The 18137-nt window shown below is 74.3% G+C and carries 16 protein-coding genes, 2 pseudogenes and 1 riboswitch; of the genes and pseudogenes, 14 read left to right on the top strand and 4 right to left on the bottom strand.

Annotation, left to right across the window (positions count from 1 at the left end; genetic code table 11):
* The first annotated feature begins 22 nt into the window (after positions 1-22).
* A riboswitch (guanidine-III (ykkC-III) riboswitch) is annotated at positions 23-85 on the top strand.
* Between the two features lie 51 nt (positions 86-136).
* Together ABEB13_RS16345 and ABEB13_RS16340 are read left to right on the top strand one after the other, a co-directional pair.
* Positions 137-451, top strand: coding sequence for a DMT family transporter (locus tag ABEB13_RS16345; RefSeq protein WP_345706100.1), 315 nt, complete (start codon positions 137-139; stop codon positions 449-451).
* A 101-nt stretch (positions 452-552) separates the two neighbouring features.
* Positions 553-1980 (top strand): MFS transporter, encoded by a 1428-nt coding sequence (locus ABEB13_RS16340; RefSeq protein WP_345706099.1) that lies wholly within the window; start codon positions 553-555, stop codon positions 1978-1980.
* Positions 1981-2001: 21 nt separating this feature from the next.
* Here the strand turns inward: ABEB13_RS16340 and ABEB13_RS16335 are convergent.
* Positions 2002-3254, bottom strand: a pseudogene (locus ABEB13_RS16335) (polysaccharide deacetylase family protein).
* Positions 3255-3492: 238 nt separating this feature from the next.
* Here ABEB13_RS16335 and ABEB13_RS16330 point away from each other — a divergent pair.
* The 5 genes from ABEB13_RS16330 to ABEB13_RS16310 all read left to right on the top strand — a co-directional run bounded on the left by ABEB13_RS16330 (position 3493) and on the right by ABEB13_RS16310 (position 9503).
* Positions 3493-4518, top strand: coding sequence for a hypothetical protein (locus ABEB13_RS16330; protein ID WP_345706098.1), 1026 nt, complete (start codon positions 3493-3495; stop codon positions 4516-4518).
* A complete protein-coding gene (locus ABEB13_RS16325) occupies positions 4506-6185 on the top strand; it encodes a phosphatidylglycerol lysyltransferase domain-containing protein (protein WP_345706097.1) in 1680 nt (559 codons plus the stop codon). The genes ABEB13_RS16330 and ABEB13_RS16325 overlap by 13 nt, the downstream gene beginning before the upstream one ends.
* Positions 6186-6270: 85 nt before the next feature.
* Complete coding sequence (locus ABEB13_RS16320; protein ID WP_345706096.1) at positions 6271-6897, top strand: class F sortase; 627 nt, start codon at positions 6271-6273, stop codon at positions 6895-6897.
* Positions 6898-6978: 81 nt separating this feature from the next.
* Positions 6979-7641 carry a rhomboid family intramembrane serine protease gene (locus ABEB13_RS16315; RefSeq protein ID WP_345706095.1) on the top strand — a complete coding sequence of 221 codons (663 nt, stop codon included), beginning with the start codon at positions 6979-6981 and terminating at the stop codon, positions 7639-7641.
* Complete coding sequence (locus ABEB13_RS16310; RefSeq protein ID WP_345706094.1) at positions 7593-9503, top strand: bifunctional lysylphosphatidylglycerol flippase/synthetase MprF; 1911 nt, start codon at positions 7593-7595, stop codon at positions 9501-9503. The genes ABEB13_RS16315 and ABEB13_RS16310 overlap by 49 nt, the downstream gene beginning before the upstream one ends.
* A gap of 16 nt (positions 9504-9519) precedes the next feature.
* Here ABEB13_RS16310 and ABEB13_RS16305 read toward each other — a convergent pair whose 3' ends face one another.
* Positions 9520-9957, bottom strand: coding sequence for an SsgA family sporulation/cell division regulator (locus ABEB13_RS16305; RefSeq protein ID WP_100889988.1), 438 nt, complete (start codon positions 9955-9957; stop codon positions 9520-9522).
* A gap of 207 nt (positions 9958-10164) precedes the next feature.
* On the opposite strand from ABEB13_RS16305, the gene ABEB13_RS16300 reads away from it, so the two are divergent.
* From ABEB13_RS16300 to ABEB13_RS16280, 5 genes are all read left to right on the top strand, one after another.
* The gene (locus ABEB13_RS16300) at positions 10165-10338 is read left to right on the top strand and encodes a hypothetical protein (RefSeq protein ID WP_345706093.1); all 174 of its coding nucleotides are present in this window, start codon (positions 10165-10167) and stop codon (positions 10336-10338) included.
* Positions 10335-10721 (top strand): type II toxin-antitoxin system death-on-curing family toxin, encoded by a 387-nt coding sequence (locus ABEB13_RS16295; protein WP_345706092.1) that lies wholly within the window; start codon positions 10335-10337, stop codon positions 10719-10721. Before ABEB13_RS16300 ends, ABEB13_RS16295 begins: the two co-directional genes overlap by 4 nt.
* Before the next feature lie 135 nt (positions 10722-10856).
* Positions 10857-12686, top strand: coding sequence for a DEAD/DEAH box helicase (locus ABEB13_RS16290; protein WP_345709693.1), 1830 nt, complete (start codon positions 10857-10859; stop codon positions 12684-12686).
* Positions 12687-13052: 366 nt separating this feature from the next.
* Complete coding sequence (locus ABEB13_RS16285; protein WP_345706091.1) at positions 13053-13703, top strand: IclR family transcriptional regulator; 651 nt, start codon at positions 13053-13055, stop codon at positions 13701-13703.
* Positions 13704-13820: 117 nt separating this feature from the next.
* Complete coding sequence (locus ABEB13_RS16280; protein ID WP_380231459.1) at positions 13821-14627, top strand: hypothetical protein; 807 nt, start codon at positions 13821-13823, stop codon at positions 14625-14627.
* A 13-nt stretch (positions 14628-14640) separates the two neighbouring features.
* Here ABEB13_RS16280 and ABEB13_RS16275 read toward each other — a convergent pair whose 3' ends face one another.
* Both ABEB13_RS16275 and ABEB13_RS16270 read right to left on the bottom strand, forming a co-directional pair.
* Complete coding sequence (locus ABEB13_RS16275) at positions 14641-15138, bottom strand: Lrp/AsnC family transcriptional regulator (protein WP_345709691.1); 498 nt, start codon at positions 15136-15138, stop codon at positions 14641-14643.
* Between the two features lie 161 nt (positions 15139-15299).
* Complete coding sequence (locus ABEB13_RS16270; RefSeq protein WP_345706090.1) at positions 15300-15830, bottom strand: hypothetical protein; 531 nt, start codon at positions 15828-15830, stop codon at positions 15300-15302.
* Between the two features lie 145 nt (positions 15831-15975).
* On the opposite strand from ABEB13_RS16270, the pseudogene ABEB13_RS16265 reads away from it, so the two are divergent.
* Positions 15976-16691, top strand: a pseudogene (locus ABEB13_RS16265) (response regulator transcription factor).
* A gap of 17 nt (positions 16692-16708) precedes the next feature.
* Positions 16709-18106, top strand: coding sequence for a sensor histidine kinase (locus ABEB13_RS16260; RefSeq protein ID WP_345709690.1), 1398 nt, complete (start codon positions 16709-16711; stop codon positions 18104-18106).
* Positions 18107-18137 lie beyond the last annotated feature (31 nt).

Genomic DNA, 18137 nt, shown 5'->3' with positions numbered 1-18137 from the left:
GTGTCGTCGTGTGTTACGTTCGAAGGAGGCGAGGGATCGCCCCCGGACGAGGTGCGTCGTACCCGGCACGACAAGACGACGCGGTATGCGGGCGGCAGCGCGAGGAGCTGCCGCCGACTACTGCGGAGGTGTCGTCGTGGCCTGGATCGTGCTGATCGTGGCGGGTGTGCTGGAGACCGTGTGGGCGGTCGCCCTGGAGGGGTCGAAGGGGTTCTCCCGCCCGCTGCCGAGCGCGGTGTTCGCCGTCGCCCTGGTGCTGTCGATGGGCGGGCTGGCCTACGCCATGCGCACCATCCCGCTCGGGACGGGCTACGCGGTGTGGGTCGGGATCGGCGCGGTGGGCACCGCGCTGTACGGGATGGCGGCGCTCGGGGACGCGATGACCGCGGCCCGGGTGAGCTGCCTGCTGCTCATCGTCGGCGGGGTGGTCGGGCTCAAGGCGCTGCACTGAGCGGTGCCGTGCCGGCCCGCGGTCCTACGTCCCGGGGCGGAGTCGCGCACCCGTCCGAAGGTCAGGAGTCATCCGGGCCGGTGGGCCTTACGATGGCTGCCATGACCAGCACCGCCGCCACCGCACCCGACCGCACCGCCCTCACCCCCGACGGCGGCGGCGGGGTGCTCGGCGGCCCGTACCGGGCGCTCACCCTGGGGATCGTCTCGGTGGTACTGCTGCTGGCCTTCGAGGCGACCGCGGTCAACACCGCGATGCCGGTGGCGGCCCGGCAGCTCGACGGCCTCGGGCTGTACGCCTTCGCGTTCTCCGGCTACTTCACCACCACGCTCTTCGCGCTGGTCGTCTCCGGCCAGTGGTGCGACCGCAGCGGCCCGATGGCGCCGCTGTTCAGCGGCATCGCGGTCTTCGGTACCGGGCTGGTGGTGGCCGGCACGGCGGTCGGCATGTGGCCGTTCGTGGCCGGCCGGGCGATCCAGGGCCTGGGCGGCGGCCTGGTGATCGTCGCGCTCTACGTGGTGGTCGGCCGGGCGTTCCCGGAGCGGCTGCGGCCGGCGGTCTTCGCGGCGTTCTCGGCGGCCTGGGTGCTGCCGTCGATCCTCGGCCCGGTGGTGGCCGGTGCGGTCACCCAGCACCTGGGCTGGCGCTGGGTGTTCCTGGCCGTGCCGGTGCTGATCCTGCTGCCGCTGGCGGTGATGGGCCCGGCGCTGCGCCGGGCCGAGCGCGCCCAGCCGCCGCAGCGGGCCGGGGTGTTCGACCGCAGCCGGACGTGGGCCGCGGCCCGGGCCGCGGTCGGCGCCGCCCTGCTCCAGTACGCGGGCCAGCGCCTGGACCCGGTCGCCCTGCTGCCCGCGGCGCTGGGTGCGGCCCTGCTGGTGCCCGCGGTGCTGCGGCTGCTGCCGGCCGGCACCCTCCGGGCGGCCCGCGGGCTGCCGGTGGTGATCCTGCTGCGCGGGGTCGCGGCCGGTGCGTTCTTCGCCGCCGAGGCCTTCGTGCCGCTGATGATGGTGACCCAGCGCAACCTCTCGCCGACCCTGGCCGGGATGACGCTGACCAGCGGCGGGCTGTCCTGGGCGCTGGGCTCCTGGCTGCAGGGCCGGCCGCGGGCCGAGCGGCACCGGGAGGCGATGATCCGGCTCGGGTTCGTGCTCTGCGCGGTGGCGATCGCGGGCGCGGCGCTGGTGCTCGTCCCGGCGGCGCCGGTCTGGACGGCGGCGGTGGCCTGGGCGGTCGGCGGCGTCGGCATGGGGATGGCGGTGTCGAGCATCAGCGTGCTGATGATGAAGCTCTCGGCGCCGGAGGACACCGGTGCCAACTCGGCGGCGCTCCAGCTGAGCGACGCGCTGGGCAACGTCCTGCTGATCGGTCTGGCCGGCGTGCTGTTCGCGGCGCTGGGCGGCGGCTCGGCGGCCGCCGCCGCCCAGGACGCTCCCGCCCCGGCGGGGTCGTTCGCGGTGATCTTCCTGGTGATGACGGGGGTGGCCCTGCTGGGCGCCCTGGTGTCCGGCCGCACCCGCGCGGCCGGCTGAGCCCGTCCGGGCCGCCGTCCGTCAGGAGCCGGATCCGCCGAGGAAGGTCCGCCAGCCGCCGCCCGGCGACTCGCCGGGAGCCAGTGACTGGAGCTTGCGCAGCACGGCCGTGTCCTGTGCCTCCAGCCAGTCCACCAGCTGGCGGAAGGAGACCAGCCGGACGTCGGGCTTGTCGGCGATCGCCTTGAGCGCGTCCTCGACGGCGTTCATGTAGATGCCGCCGTTCCACTGCTCGAAGTGGTTCCCGATGATCATCGGCGCCCGGTTGGTGGTGTACGCGCGCTGGAAGCCGGCCAGGTAGGAGTCACGGGCCTGGGTCTGCCAGCCGTCGTACTTGGCGGTGTCGCCCTTGGTGCTGGCTCCGGACTGGTTGTACATGATGTTGTAGTCCATCGACAGCACCTGGAAGCTGTGACCGGGGAACGGGATCGACTGCAGCGGCATGTCCCACAGGGCGCCGCCCTGGATCTTCTGCGGCCAGACCTGGAGGCCGCCGGGGCCGCTGCTGTCGTAGCGCCAGCCGCGCTTGGCGGCGGTGGGCAGCAGCCCGCGCTGGCCCTCCAGGCACGGGGTCCGGCCGCCGATCAGCTCCTTGCGGTAGTCGAAGGGCAGCGCCGGCAGGTCGGTGTAGCCGGTGTTCGTCCGCCAGTTCATGACGAAGTCCATCGCCTGCTGGATCTCGCTGTCCCAGTCCTCGGGGACCACCGGCCGCCGCCGGTCGGGCCGCAGAAGTGCCCGTTGAAGTGGGTGCCGATCTCGTGGCCCTCCAGCCACGCGTCGCCGACCTGCTGCAGGGTCGCGCGCACGTGCTCGTTGCTGAGGTAGCCGATGTCGGAGGCGCCCACCGGGTGCTGCGGCGGGTGGTACAGGTCCTTCTTGGACTCCGGCAGGGCGTAGATGCCGCTCAGGAAGAACGTCATCTTCGCGTCGTGGTCCTGGGCGAGCTTGCGGAACCGGCTGAACAGCTGGTTGTCGAGCTCGCCGGCGCCGTCCCAGGAGAAGACCACGAACTGCGGCGGTGTCTGGCCCGGCTCCAACTGGTCGGTCTCCGGCTGGTGCGGCTGGGGGCCGGTGTCGGAGGTCGAGCCGTCGCCGATCAGGGTGGCGGGCGGCTGGGGCGTGTCCGCGTGGGTGGCGGCGGACTGCGAGGCCCTGACCGGGGGCGCGCCGGCCGGGTCGCCGTTGCCGGTGCCGTGCTCCGCGCAGCCTGCCGCCAGGGTGGCGGCGGTGGCGGCTCCGGCGGCCAGCAGAGTCCTGCGGGAGAGAGCGTCCAAGGTCGTGTCCGTTCGGGTCGGGTCCGGTCGCGGGTGGGCGATCGGACGAGCTGACAGTCCGACAGTCGGATCGACGGGTCCGGGAGGGCGGGTCGGCCCACAGCATGGCACGGCCCCCCTGCGTCCGCGGAGGCGTGACGGTCGGACGGGTGATCGGGTCCGTACCGGCGGATCCGCTCGTCCGTTCGGCCTACGCGCGGGGCGGACCGGTGGCGAGGACCCACTGAGCCGTCGTCAGATGGGGGATCCGCCGATCCCCCGCGCCCCGGAGGTCCCGTACGCCATGTGGCAGTGGGTGCTCGACACCTACCGTGAACGGATCGTCGATTCGGGCCGCGAGCCGCTGTTCCTGCTGCTGCTCGGACTGATCTCCTCGTTCCTGTTCATCCGCTTCAGCGTCCGGATGATCCGGCGCGGCACCAGCTGGTGGCCCGGCAACGTGCAGCCCGGAGGGCTGCACATCCACCACGTCGTCTTCGGCCAGACCCTGATCCTGATCTGCGGGGTCGGCGCGTTCACCGTCCGCGGCGACGGCGGCCAGCTGTGGAACGTCCTCGCCGGGGGCTTCGGCATCGGCGCCGGGCTCGTCCTCGACGAGTTCGCGCTCGTCCTCCACCTGGAGGACGTCTACTGGAGCGAACAGGGCCGCAAGTCCGTCGACGCGGTGATCCTGGCCGTCGCCGTCATCGGGCTGCTCCTGGTCGGCGAACTGCCCCTCGGCGGCTTCAAGGCCCGGCTGACGGCGGGCCAGCTGGTCGGCGCGGGCATCCTCCTGCTCCTGGTCGCCGTCACCCTCTTCAAGGGCAAGCTCTGGACGGGACTGCTCGGCGTGATGCTGCCCCCGCTCGCCATGGTCGGCGCCGTCCGGCTCGCCCGGCCGCAGAGCCCCTGGGCCCGCTGGCGCTACCGCGCCCGCCCCAAGCGGATGGCCCGCGCCGAACGCCGCGACGCCCGCATCCACCGGAGGCTGGTCACCGCCAAGACCTCGTTCTACAACGTGCTCGCGGGCGCCCCGGACACCGCACCGCCCGGCGAGGCACCCGCCGACGGGACGGCCCCCGACGGGGCGGCCCCGGCGGCGCCCCCGGCCTCCCCGCCCAGGCCGCGCCCCCGGCGCCCGCCCCGGCGGAACCGGCCCCGGAGCCCCAGCCGGCACCCCCGGCCCCGCCCGCCCGTCCGCTGCCCGCCTGGCGCCGCCGCTGCGCCGTCGGCGCCGAGTGGTACGTCCGGGTCGCCGCCCTGCTCAACCTGGTGGCCGGACTGATCGAACCCTTCCGCCAGCAGGTCCAACGCGCCAACCGGGGCGAGTTCTTCACCCCCGTGCTGATCGCGTCCGGCTTCACCGGCGCCCTGTTCGCCGGCCTGCTCGCGGTGATGCTCCGCCGCCGCAAACGGGCCGCCTGGCTGGTCACCACCACCGTCGTCGTGCTCTACACCGCGGCCTTCGCGCTCGCGCTGGCCTACCCCGACTACCGCGCGCACCCCTTCAACTGGGTCTCCGTCGCGATCACCGTCGCCCTGCTCGTCGCCCTGCTGCTCGGCCGACCCGCCTTCACCGCCCGCGGCGGGCGCGGCAACACCGTGCTGGCCGCGACCGTCCTCGTGGTCGGCGGCGGCCTGCTCACCGTGCTCGGCGCCGCCGTCGTCCGCGCCACCTACGCCGAGGCACCGCCCGACTGGGGCGACGCCTCGGTGTACGTGCTGCTGCGCCTGTTCACCCTCTCCGGCGTCGTCCAGTACGCCGACGTCGACGTCCCCGGCTGGGTCGACCTCGGCATCAACCTTTTCGGCGCGGCCCTGCTGCTGGTCGCCATGCGGGTGCTCTTCCGCTCCCCGCACGGCCGGGTCCGGCAGCAGCCCGACGACGAGCGCCGGCTGCGCGACCTGCTGGCGCGGCACGGCGCCCGCGACTCGCTCGGCTACTTCGCGCTCCGCCGCGACAAGGCGATCTGCTGGTCGCCGTCCGGGAAGGCCGCCGTCCTCCACCGGGTCGTCAACGGCGTCGCACTCGCCTCCGGCGACCCGCTCGGGGACCCGGAGGCCTGGCCGCAGGCGATCGAGGTCTGGCACCGCGAACTGCGGGCCCAGGGCTGGATCCCCGCCGTCACCGGCGCCGGCGAGCAGGCCGCCACCGTCTACACCCGGGTCGCCGGGCTGCGCGCCCTCGAGTTCGGCGACGAGGCGGTCGTGGAGACCGCCGGCTTCCACCTGGACGGGCGCGCCATGCGGACGCTGCGCCAGACCTGCGGCCGGGTCCGCAAGGCCGGCTACACCGTGGTCGTCCGGCGGCACCGCGACATCCCCGCGGACGAGATGGCGGGCCTCGTCCGGCTCGCCGACGCATGGCGGCACGGGCGGACGGAGCGCGGCTTCTCCATGGCGCTGGGCCGGCTCGGCGACCCGGCCGACGGCGACTGCCTGATGATCGAGTGCCGCGACGAGAACGACCGCACCAGTGCCCTGCTCAGCTTCGTCCCCTGGGGCGCCGACGGACTCTCGCTCGACCTGATGCGCCGTGACCGAGAGTCCGACAACGGCCTCGTCGAATTCATGATCACCGAGCTGCTGCTCCGCGGCGCCTCCGGCGACCTGCCGGTCACCCGGGTGTCGCTCAACTTTGCGATGTTCCGGGCGGTCTTCGAGGAGGGCGGACGGCTCGGCGCCGGGCCGGTCCTGCGGTTGTGGCGGGCCCTGTTGCGGTTCGCCTCCCGCTGGTGGCAGCTGGAGTCGCTGTACCGCTCCAACGCCCGCTACCAGCCCGCCTGGCGGCCCCGCTACCTGCTCTACGAGAAGTCCACCGAGCTCTTCGCGATCGGCACGGCCAACGCCATCGCCGAGGGCTTCCTGACCCGGCCCCGGCTGCCCGCCGTCCGCCGCCGCAGGCCCACCGCTCACCTGGACGGGGCAGCGGCGGATGCCCCGCCCGGCTGACGGGCCTTCACTTGACCTGGGCGGGCCCGCCGGGCCGGCCGCGCGGCACGGGGCGGCGACAAGCCGCCACGACGACGGGAGCACGGTGGGCGCACAGCACAGGAGCCCCTGGCCGGGAGCGCTGGCAGCGGGCGCCGCCCTGGTGCTCGGCGCCTGGATGCTGCACGGCGGGCGGATCCTGCCGCCGCTGCCCGGCGCCGCGGAGGGCCTCGACGTGCTCGGCGCCCCCATCGTCGTCGCGCCGCCCATGCCGCGCGCCGCCCCCACCCGCATCCGCATCCCCGTCGTCGGCATCGACGCCCCCGTCACCGGCCTCGCCCTCGACGGCGGCGGCCACCTCCAACCGCCCCCGGAGGAGGACGCCAACCTGGCCGGCTGGTACGCCGCGGGCACCGCCCCCGGCCAGAGCGGCACCGCCGTCATGGCCGGCCACGTCGACAACAGCCGGGGCCCCGCCGTCTTCTACCGGCTCGGCAGCCTCCACAAGGGCGACCAGGTGCAGATCACCCGCGACGACCGGGCCGTCGCCTACTTCGCCGTCGACGCCGTCGAGGTCTACCCCAAGAAGGACTTCCCCGACCGCACCGTCTACTCCCCGGCGCCCAACGCCCAGCTGCGGCTCATCACCTGCGGCGGCGGCTTCAGCAAGCAGAACGGCTACGACGGGAACGTCGTGGTCTACGCGCACCTGGTGCGCTCCGCCAAGGCCTGACATCCACCGGTGAGGGGAGGACACCCCGCGCCGGCCCGCGAACGGCACCACCCGGCCGGCACACCAGACGGGACGGACCCCATGACCGACCGCACCGCCCCCGTGACCGACCCGGCGCCCGTCCGGCCGCGGCCCCAGGACGGCGGACGCGCCCCGTGGCTGCTCGCCGTCCTCGCGGCGCAGCTGCGCCGGGCCCCGCTCACGCTGGCCCTGCTGGCCGCCCTGTGGGTGGTGGGCGCCGCCACCGGCAGCCTCGGCACCGGGCCCTCGCCCGCGCTGCTGCCGAACGTCGGCGTCGGCATCCCCAGCCTCGCCGCCGGGCACTGGTGGACCCCGGTGAGTTCACTGTTCTGGTGCTCGGGCATCGGCTCGTACGTGGTCACCGGCCTGCTGCTGGCGGTGTTCGGGCCGTTCGCCGAGCTGCGGCTGGGGACGGCCGTCACGGCTGCCGTGCTGCTCGGCGGACAGGTCGCCGGGACGCTGCTGGGCACCGCCGCCGTCCGCGTCGGCGTCGCCGCCGGGCTCGGCTGGACCCAGGAGATCCAGGACCAGATCGCGGTGGGGCCGACCATCGGGCTGTTCGCGCTGGGCGGGGTGGTCAGCTACCGGCTCACCGTGCTGTGGCGCCGCAGGCTGCGGCTGGTCGTCGTCCTCGTCCCGCTCGTCCTCATGCTCTACGTCGGCCACCTGCAGGGGTGCAGCGGGTCGCCGCGGCCCTCGCCGGGCTCGCCGCCGGGGCGCTGATGCACCGCGGACGCAGCCGCCGCCCGCGCCGCGCCTCGCACGCCGAGACCCGGGTGCTGGTCGCCCTCACCCTGGCCGCCACCGCGATCGGGCCGCTGGTCGCCTCGCTCTACCGGGACGCGATCGGCCCCTTCAACACCTTCGCCGGCCTGTACTTCTCGCACGTGCCCTCCGGCGCCGAGGTCGCCGCGGCCTGCCGGGACTCGGCGCAGGCGTGCGCCCGGGCGCACTCCACCGTCCGCTTCCTGGACTCGCCGGGCCGGCTGATGGCGGCGCTGGTGCCGGTGCTGCTGCTCGTCCTCGCCGAGGGGCTGCGCCGGGGGCTGCGGACGGCCTGGTGGATCACCGTGGCCACCGAGCTGGCCTGGGTCGGCGTGCTGTCGTGGCTGCTGGCGATCAACTACGACGACGTCTCGCAGGACGGCGGCACCGGGTACCTGTTCGAGCTGGTCGGCGAGGCCCTGCTGCTGCCCGCGGCCGTCCTCGTCCTGCTGGTGCTGACCCGGCGCAGCTTCGACCAGCGGCTCGCCCGCACGGTGCAGCGGTGGCTGGTGATCGTGGTGGGCGGCGCCCTGGTGCTGTGCTGCGGCGCGTACATCGGCGTCGGGTTGCTGGTCGCCGACCAGTACGAGCCGGACGCGACGGCCGCGGCGCTGGCCCGCGGCCTGCCCGCGGAGCTGCTGCCGCCCGCCTACGACGGTCTGCTGCCCGACCGCCCGATCGCCGCGGGTGGCGGCGCGCAGGCGCTGGAGATCGCCGCCGGCACGGTGTTCTGGGCCGTCACCCTGGTCGCCCTGCTGGTCGCCTTCCGGCGGCCGGCCGTGCACGTGGACGCCGAGGACGCCGTCCGCGCGCGGGCGCTGCTCGCCGCCCACGGCGGCTCCACGCTGTCCTTCCTGTCCACCTGGGACGGCAACCACTACTGGTTCGACGAGGCGGGGACGGCCGCGGTGCCGTACCGGGTGATCGCGACCGTGGCGCTGACCACCGGCGACCCCTTCGGCGAGCCCGAGGCCCGGCGGCACGCGGTCGCCGGGTTCGCCCGGTACTGCGACGGCCGGGGCTGGACACCCTGCTTCTACAGCGTCACCGAGCAGGCCCGTGAGGACGCCGAGGGGCTCGGCTGGCGCTCGCTCCAGGTCGCCGAGGACACCGTGGTCGCGCTGCCGGACCTGGCGTTCACCGGCAAGAAGTGGCAGGACATCCGCACCTCGCTGAACAAGGCCGGCAAGCAGGGCATCACCGCCGAGTGGTGGACCTACCGGGAGGCGCCGATCGGCATCCGCGACCAGATCCGGTCGATCTCCGAGGAGTGGGTCTCCGACAAGGGCCTGCCGGAGATGGGGTTCACCCTCGGCGGCCTGGCGGAGCTGGACGACCCGGCGGTGCGGATGCTGGTCGCGGTGGACGCCGACCGCACCGTGCACGGCCTGACCAGCTGGATGCCGGTGTACGGGGAGGGTGAGCCGGTCGGCTGGACGCTGGACTTCATGCGGCGGCGCGCGGAGGGGTTCCGCGGGGTGATGGAGTTCCTGATCGCCTCGGCGGCGCTGGGCTTCAAGGAGGAGGGCGCGCGGTTCATGAGCCTGTCCGGGGCGCCGCTGGCCCGCTCCGACCGCGGCGGGCCGCCCACCGCGCTGCAGCGGATGCTGGACTGGATCGGTCGGGTCCTGGAGCCGGTCTACGGCTTCCGCTCGCTGCTCGCCTTCAAGGCGAAGTTCCAGCCCGAGTACCGGCCTCTGTACATGGTCTATCCGGACCCGGCGGCGCTGCCCGCCATCACCCGGGCGATCGGCAAGGCGTACCTGCCGCACATGACGCCGGGCCAGGGGGTGCGGCTGATGCGCCGCCTCTCGGCCTGACCCGGCTGGCGGGTGGTCAGCCGAGCAGTTCGGACAGGGCGCGGTCGGCGTCCAGGTACTGCCCCTCGAAGCCCTCCGGCACCGTCCGGTAGCTCTCCCACACGAAGCGCCGCAGGTCGGAGGCGCCGAACTGGAGCAGGGCGACGCCCTCGGCGGCGCGCAGCTCGACCATCGTCCACCGGCCGACGGCCGGGCGGATGTGGACGTCGCCCACCCCGGACGGCAGGTCCAGGCCGGCCGCGAGCAGCTGCCGGGCGAAGACCCACTCGATCTCCGGCGGGGGCTCCGGCAACTCGTCGCCGTCCAGCGAGAACTCGGCGGGGAAGACCATCCGGACGGCCAGCGGATCGTCCGAGCGGTAGCGCAGCGTGACGTGCAGCGGGGCGGTGCGGTGAGCGGAGACGAAGAGGCGTGCTTCGACGACCTGTTCGACGGTGAGGGGCGCAGCGGACATGTCGGTTCCTCCCGGAGGGGTCCTGCCCAGAGGGTGTGAAGCAGAACGTGTGACGTGTGAGGGTTGTGTGACGACGGGGCGGCTGCGCCGCCCGGGGAGGAGAGTCGGCCGAGCGTCCGAGATTACTCCGGTTCCATGTGAGCTGCATCACACGTGCAGGAAAAATCCGCGTTACACGGACGGCCCCGCACCCGTAGGGTCCCCGGTATGAGCGACGACCCGTACGACCACGGACCGAGTCGTCCCGGTTCCGTCCCGGCGCCGTCCGAGGGGGCGGGATCCGGCCGACCCGGGGAGCGGCCGTCGGCGGCCGAGATCCGCCGCCTCGGCGCCAAGTACGCCGCCTGCCACGCCGAGCTGCTGAGGAGGCTGGGGGAGTGATCCACCTCGACGTTCCCGAGCTGCTGGAGCTCGCAGGATTCGCCTGCCAGGGGCGCCCGGCCGAAGTCCGGGAGCCGGGCCTGCTGGCCTCCGCCGCCCACCGGCCGCGCGCCGAGATGTTCGGCTTCCGGGCCTACCCGGGGCTGTTCGAGCAGGCCGGGGCGCTGCTGCACGCGCTGGCCGCCAACCACCCCCTGATCGACGGCAACAAGCGGACCGCCTGGATGGGCACCGTGGTCTTCCTCGACCTCAACGGCGTCGACATGGCCGTGGTCGACCAGGAGGCGGCGTACGACCTGGTGGTGGCCGTCGCGGCCGGCGAACTGACCGACCCGGCGGCGATCTCCCGGCGGCTGCGCGCCCTCCACGACGGCCGAGTCTGAACCGGTCCCGCGGCGCGGCCCGGTAGGCTGGGCTGGTTGTCCGACCGCCGCCCGACTGCGGGCTGGGGCCGCGAAGACTGCCCTGACCTGCGACGATCCCCTCCGGAGCCCGTGAGTACCGCCGCCGCCTCGCCGATGTCGCCGCTGTTCTCCGACGCCGCGCAGCACACGCCCGTCCGTCCGTCCGGCACGAGCAACGCCTCGCACCACCTGTCGCCCGCCTTTCCCGGCCGCGCCCCCTGGGGCACGGCCGGGAAGCTGCGTGCCTGGCAGCAGGCCGCCCTGGACAGGTACGTCGAGAAGCAGCCGCGCGACTTCCTCGCGGTCGCCACCCCGGGCGCCGGCAAGACCACCTTCGCGCTCACCCTCGCCTCGTACCTGCTGCACAACCACCTGGTGCAGCAGATCACGGTCGTCGCGCCGACCGAGCACCTGAAGAAGCAGTGGGCCGAGGCGGCCGCCCGGATAGGCATCCGGCTGGACCCGGCGTACTCCTCCGGGCCGCTCTCCAAGGACTACCAGGGCATCGTCGTCACCTACGCGGGCGTCGGGGTCAACCCGATGCTGCACCGCAACCGCACCGAGGCCCGCAAGACCCTCGTGATCATGGACGAGATCCACCACGCGGGCGACTCCAAGTCCTGGGGCGAGGCCTGCTTCGAGGCCTTCGAGCCGGCCACCCGCCGGCTCGCGCTGACCGGTACGCCGTTCCGCTCGGACACCAACCCGATCCCGTTCGTCGCGTACGAGGCCGACACCGACGGTCTGCGCAAGTCCGTCGCCGACTACACCTACGGCTACGGCCACGCGCTCGCCGACCACGTCGTCCGCCCGGTGATCTTCCTCTCGTACAGCGGCAACATGCGCTGGCGCACCAAGGCCGGCGACGAGCTGGAGGCCCGGCTCGGCGAACCGATGACCAAGGACCTGATCGCGCAGGCCTGGCGCACCGCGCTCGCCCCGCAGGGCGAGTGGATCCCCGCCGTCCTCCAGGCCGCCGACCGGCGGCTCACCGAGGTCCGCAAGGCGATCCCCGACGCCGGCGGGCTGGTCATCGCCACCGACCAGAACGTGGCCCGCGCCTACGCCAAGATCCTCCGCGAGATCACCGGCGAGAAGGCCACCGTGGTGCTCTCCGACGAGAGCGAGGCCTCCCAGCGGATCTCCGACTACGCGGCCGGGGACTCCCGCTGGATGGTCGCCGTCCGCATGGTGTCCGAGGGCGTCGACGTGCCCCGGCTGGCCGTCGGCGTGTACGCCACCTCGATCTCCACCCCGCTGTTCTTCGCCCAGGCCGTCGGCCGTTTCGTGCGCGCCCGCAAGCGCGGCGAGACCGCGTCCGTCTTCCTGCCGACCATCCCGATGCTGCTCTCTTTCGCCAACGAGATGGAGCTCCAGCGCGACCACGTGCTGGACCGGCCGAAGAAGGAGGGCGACGGCCTCTTCGACGAGGAGGACCGGCTGCTCGCCGAGGCCGAGCGGGCCAATGACGGCGCGGACACCGCGGGCGGCGAGGAGTTCTCCTACGAGGCGCTGGGCAGCGAGGCGGTCTTCGACCGGGTGCTGTACAACGCCATGGAGTTCGGCATGCAGGCGCACCCGGGCAGCGAGGAGGAGGAGGAGTACCTCGGCATCCCGGGCCTGCTGGAGCCGGACCAGGTCCAGATGCTGCTCCAGAAGCGCCAGCACCGGCAGATCCAGCGCTCCAAGGCCAAGCCGGCCGAGGAGGCCGACCTGATCGAGCTGCCCGCCGAGCAGCGGCCGGTGGTGACCCACCAGGAGCTGCGCGAGCTGCGCAAGGAGCTGAACGCGCTGGTCGCCGCCTGGCACCACCGCACCAACCAGCCGCACGGCACCGTCCACAACGAGCTGCGCCGCCAGTGCGGCGGTCCGCTCACCGCGCAGGCGACCGCCAACCAGCTCCGGGCCCGGATCGCCAGGATCCGGGAGTGGGCCACCGCCTGACCGACCCGCCCGACGGCCGGAGTCCCCGTGGGGGCTCCGGCCGCGGTGTGTCCGGACTCCGGTCAGATATCGAACACATGGCCGGTGCGGCCCCTGCTTATGGGCGATTTGCCCCGATTCGGTCCACCAGTTTCCTCGGATGATGACCGAATTTTGGACAACCACTATCGCGCGGCGCACCGCGTTCACTACCTTTCCCCCACGCTCTCTCGCGCGCCGACCCAGGACCGAGACGGGCATCGCGGAGCCGTGCCCTCGCCGATGACGCCGAGACCTGCTCCAGCGCGGACACCCACCTGCGCGTGACACCTCCCGTCCCGGCCCGAGCCCGGCGCCGGTGACCGCCGCGGAAAGGACTTGCGCGTCGTGACTGCCGAAACATCCCAGACCCTGGACCGGGGCGTCCGAGTACTGAAACTGCTCGCCGACTCGGAGCGCGGCCTGACCGTGACCGAGCTCGCCGCCCGGCTCGCCGTCAACCGCACCGTGGTCTACCGCCTGCTCGCCACCCTGGAGCAGCACGGCCTCGTCCGCCGCGACATCGGAGGCCGGGCCAGAGTCGGCCTCGGCGTGCTCCGGCTCGCCCACCGCGTCCACCCGCTGCTGCGGGAGGCCGCACTCCCGGCGCTGCGCAGCCTCGCCGAGGACCTCGGCGCCACCGCCCACCTCACCCTGGTCGACGGCAACGAGGCGCTCGCCGTCGCCGTGGTCGAGCCCAGCTGGACGGATTTCCACGTCGCCTACCGCACCGGACTGCGCCACCCGCTCGATGAGAGCGCCGCCGGCCGGGCCATCCTGGAGGCCCGCGGCTTCCCGAACCAGCGCCGCCCCGACCAGGGCTTCGTGATCACCCGCGCGGAGGAGCAGTCCGGTGCCAGCGGCGCCGCCGCCGCCCTGCTCGGCCTGAGCGGCATCGAGGGCAGCGTCGGCGTGGTGATGCTCAACGGACTCGTCCCCGAGCGGGTCGGCCCGCGCGTGGTGGAGGCCGCCACCGAGGTGGCCGACGCCCTGCGCTGAGGGACCGTCGCGGCCGCGGTCCGCCGCGGCCGCCCGGGGCGGAGCGTCCCCGACGCGCCGCCCCGCGGGCGGACGACGGTGTGAGCGGACCGCGTCCGGTGTGGTTCGATGCGGGATGTGTCTCCTGCGAAGCTGCCCCCGGCCCTGACCGCCCCCAAGACCCGCGCCCTGGCGCTGTGCGGTGTCCTGGTCGCGGCGCTCTTCGCGGTGACGGCGTTCGTGCCGCTGCCGTTCACCCTCACCCAGCCGGGCGTCACCGTGGACACCCTCGGCGACTACCACGGCGTCCCGGTCATCACGATCACCGGAACGCCCACCCGGACGACCACCGGGCAGCTGCGCGCCACCACCATCTCCGCCACCAGCGCCGGCCAGAAGATCAGCTTCTGGACGGCGCTCAAGGCCTGGATCCGCCCCGACGAGGCGGTGCTGCCCAGCGAGGCCGTCTACCCCCAGCAGAACCCGGGCAAGGCCGAACAGGAGACCGCCCGGCAGATGACGCAGTCCCAGGACAGCGCCACCGCCGCCGCCCTGGCCTACCTCCACCTGTCGCCCTCCCAGGTCACCGTGAAGCTCGACCTCGGGGATATCGGCGGCCCCAGCGCCGGCCAGATGCTCAGCCTCGGCATCATCGACAAGATCGCCGGCGACGGTCACGGCGGCGACCTCACCGGCGGCCGCGTCGTGGCCGGCACCGGCACCATCGACGACCAGGGCGTCATCGGCGCGGTCGGCGGCATCCCGCTCAAGACCCGGGCCGCCGCCCGGGACGGCGCCACCGTCTTCCTGGTGCCGGTCGCCGAGTGCTCCGACGCCAAGGTCAACACCCCCGCGGGGCTGCGGCTGATCCCGGTCACCACGCTCTCCGACGCCGTCGCCTCGCTCACCGCCCTCGCCGGCGGCCACGCCGTACCCAGCTGCTGACCCGGCCCCGCGGTCACTCCAGGGAGGCCTGCTCCACCAGCGGCAGGATCCGGTACGGCACTGGGTTCTCCAACGCGATCGCCGTCGACGCCCGGACGATCCCGTCGAAGCCCACCACCCGGTCGATCACCCGCTGCAGGTCCGCGTTGGAACGGGCCACGATCCGCACCAGCATGTCGCCCTGCCCGGTGATCGTGTGCAGCTCCAACACCTCGGGCACGGCCGACAGATGGGCCCGTACGTCGACCCCCTGGCCCTGCGAGATCTCCAGCGTGGCGAACGCCGTCACCGGGTAGCCCAGCGCGGCCGGGTCGACCTGCGGCCCGAAGCCGCCGATCACCCCGCGCGCCTGCAGCCGGTCCAGCCGGGCCTGCACCGTGCCGCGGGCCACCTGGAGCCGGCGCGAACACTCCAGCACCCCGATCCGCGGCTCCTCGCTGAGCAGCCGGATGAGCTTGCCGTCGAGGGCGTCGACGGCGTCGTTGGGGAGTGCACGGCGGCTCCGTCCGATGGGCAATCTGTCCAGTGGATGGGGTCATTGTCCGTCCGCCCGGCACGCCTTGCCCAGGCGGAAACGGAACAGTTGCGCGGTGCCGTGCGCCGCGCCACGCTCCCGCACACCCCGGAGCGCGCACCCCCGCACCGCGCCCGGCGTCGCCGGAACCACCCGACTCAGCGGACGACCGTCTGCACGTCCGGCGGATGCCCGTTCCACGTCACGAACACCGAGTTCGCGCTGCCGTCCTTGGTGAAGTCGAAGCGCATCCACTGGTCGCCGTGCCAGTACTGCATCAGCCAGCCGGCGTCCGGCGTCGCCGACACCAGCGTCGCCGCGTCCGGGCTGATGTCCAGGGCCACCCGCCCGCCCGGCACCACGTAGCTGCGCACCGACGACGGGCTCGCCGTCCGCGGCTGCGCCGGACGGCTCGGGTTCGCGGACGCCGCGGCACCGGAGCGGGAGGCGGCGGGCGCGCTCGCCGACCCGCTCGCGGATCCGGTCGGCGAGGCGGACGGTGACGGCTGGTCGGCGGCCGGCGACGGCGGCTCCGGCAGCGGGGTGTCCGGCACCGACGGCAGCGGGACGGCCCGCGGCCGGTCGGTGGCCGCGTCCGCCAGTACGGCGTGCACGCCGTACCAGGACAGCGCCACCGCCGCCCCGGTGGCCGCCGCCCAGGCCCCGATCTGTACCAGTCCGCTCCGCATCGTGCGCACATCCTGCCGCATGTCCGGACGGAGCGGGCCGCCGGGCCCGGCAATCGCGTGAAAGCTTGCAGAAAGCCGTCAGGAATCCGGGAGAGGGCACCCGAGGTACAGACCAATCGCGCCAGATGGCGTACCGTGCGGGGTCATGGCAACAGTGCTCGTCGTCGAGGACGACCCCTTCGTGCGGTCCGCGCTGATCCGTCACCTCGCCGAGACCGGCCACGCGGTACGGAGCGTGGGCACCGCCCTGGAGGCGCTGCGCGAGGTCGCCCAGGTCGGCTGCGACCTCGTGATCCTCGACCTCGGTCTGCCGGACCTCGACGGCAGCGAGGTCCTCAAGATGATCCGCGGCCTGACCAACGTGCCGGTCATCGTCTGCACCGCCCGTGACGACGAGGCAGAGATCATCCGGCTGCTCAACGACGGCGCCGACGACTACCTCGTCAAGCCGTTCTCCGGTGAGCACCTCACCGCCCGGATGACCGCCGTGCTGCGCCGGCTCGGCGGCGGCACCGCGCCCGCCCCCAGGTGCTGCGCGTCGGCGGACTCGCCATCGACGTCCAGCGCCGCGAGGCCGCCCTGGACGGCCGGGCCCTCGACCTGACCCGCCGTGAGTTCGACCTGCTCGCCTTCCTCGCGGGCCGGCCGGGCGTCGTCGTCCCCCGCCGGGAGATCCTCGCCGAGGTGTGGCGGCAGACCTACGGCGGCGACCAGACCATCGACGTCCACCTGTCCTGGCTGCGGCGCAAGCTCGGCGAGACGGCCTCCAACCCCCGCTACCTGCACACCGTCCGCGGCGTCGGCGTCCGACTGGAGGCGCCGTCCGAGGCCGTCGCCGATCCGGTGGGCCGCCGCGCATGAGACGGGTCACCCGCTCGCTGCGCTGGGCCCTCGTCAAGGCGGCCGTCGCCGGCACCACCATGGTCGCGCTGGCCTTCCTCATCCCGCTCGGACTGATGGTCCAGCAGACCGCCAGCGACCGCGCGTTCACCGCCGCCGAACGGCAGGCCGCGGCCCTCGGCCCGGCCCTCGCCATCACCACCGACCAGGACCCGATCGCCCGCGCCGTCGCCTCCACCGACGCCGGCGCCCACGACCGGATCGCCGTCCACCTGCCGTCCGGCGCCCAGGTCGGCGAGGGACGGGCCAGCTCCCGCGACCTCGCCACCGCGAGCGGCGACGGCAGCGGCAGCGTCCGCTCCTTCACCGTCAAGGTCGCCGGCGGCTACGCGCTGCTCCAGCCGGTCGCCGTGGAGGGCGGCCGGATCGCCGTCGTCGAGGTGTACGTCGCCGAGGCCGACCTCACCCGCGGCGTCACCACCGCCTGGCTGGTGCTCAGCCTGGTGGCCCTCGGCCTGGTCGCCATCGCCGTCCTGGTCGCCGACCGGCTCGGCTCCCGGATCGTCGGCTCGGCCCGCCGCCTCGCCTCCGCCGCCCGCTCGCTCGGCTCCGGCAACCTCGCCGTCCGGGTCCCCGTCGACGGCGAGCACGCCCACGGCGCCCCCGACGAACTCCGCGAGGCCGGGCACGCCTTCAACACCATGGCCGACCGGGTCGTCCACCTGCTCGCCGCCGAACGCGAACTCGCCGCCGACCTCTCGCACCGGCTGCGCACCCCGCTGACGGTGCTCCGGCTCAACGCCGCCTCCCTCGGCGACGGCGACGCCGCCGACGCGACCCGGCACGCCGTGGCCCAGCTCGAACGCGAGGTCGACCAGATCATCCGCTCGGCCCGCCGCGACCCGGAGGAGACCCCCGCCGTCGCCATCGGCTGCGACGCCGCCGAGGTGATCCGCGAACGGGTCGGCTTCTGGTCCGCGCTCGCCGAGGACGAGGGCCGGCCCTGGCAGCTCGCCGGCGCCGACCGGCCCGTCCAGGTGCCCGTCCAGCGCGGCGACCTCGCCGCCGCGATCGACGCCCTGCTCGGCAACGTCTTCCGGCACACCGTGTTCGGCACCCCGTTCGCCGTGGACGTGCTGGCCACCGACAGCTCCGTCATCGTCCTGGTCGGCGACGCCGGGCCGGGCTTCACCGACCCGGACGCCGCCATCGAGCGCGGCGCCGGGCACGGCGGCGAGGGCTCCACCGGCCTCGGCCTGGACATCGTCCGCAAGCTCGCCGAGGCCACCGGGGGCGACCTCGCGCTCGGCCGCTCGGCCGTCCTCGGCGGCGCGGAGATCCGCCTGCGCCTGCAGAACCACCCGGTCGCCTCCGCCGACCGGCCGGCCCGGCGCCGGGGCGTCCGGCCGCGCCGCCGCCGGGGGACGACCGTCTGAGCGGCGGCCTCCCGTGACGGTTCCGTGAGGG

Source organism: Kitasatospora paranensis (assembly GCF_039544005.1).
GTDB classification, from domain to species: domain Bacteria; phylum Actinomycetota; class Actinomycetes; order Streptomycetales; family Streptomycetaceae; genus Kitasatospora; species Kitasatospora paranensis.
The sequence above is the reverse complement of the archived record's forward strand: the minus strand, read 5'-3'. Positions and strand labels throughout refer to the sequence as shown.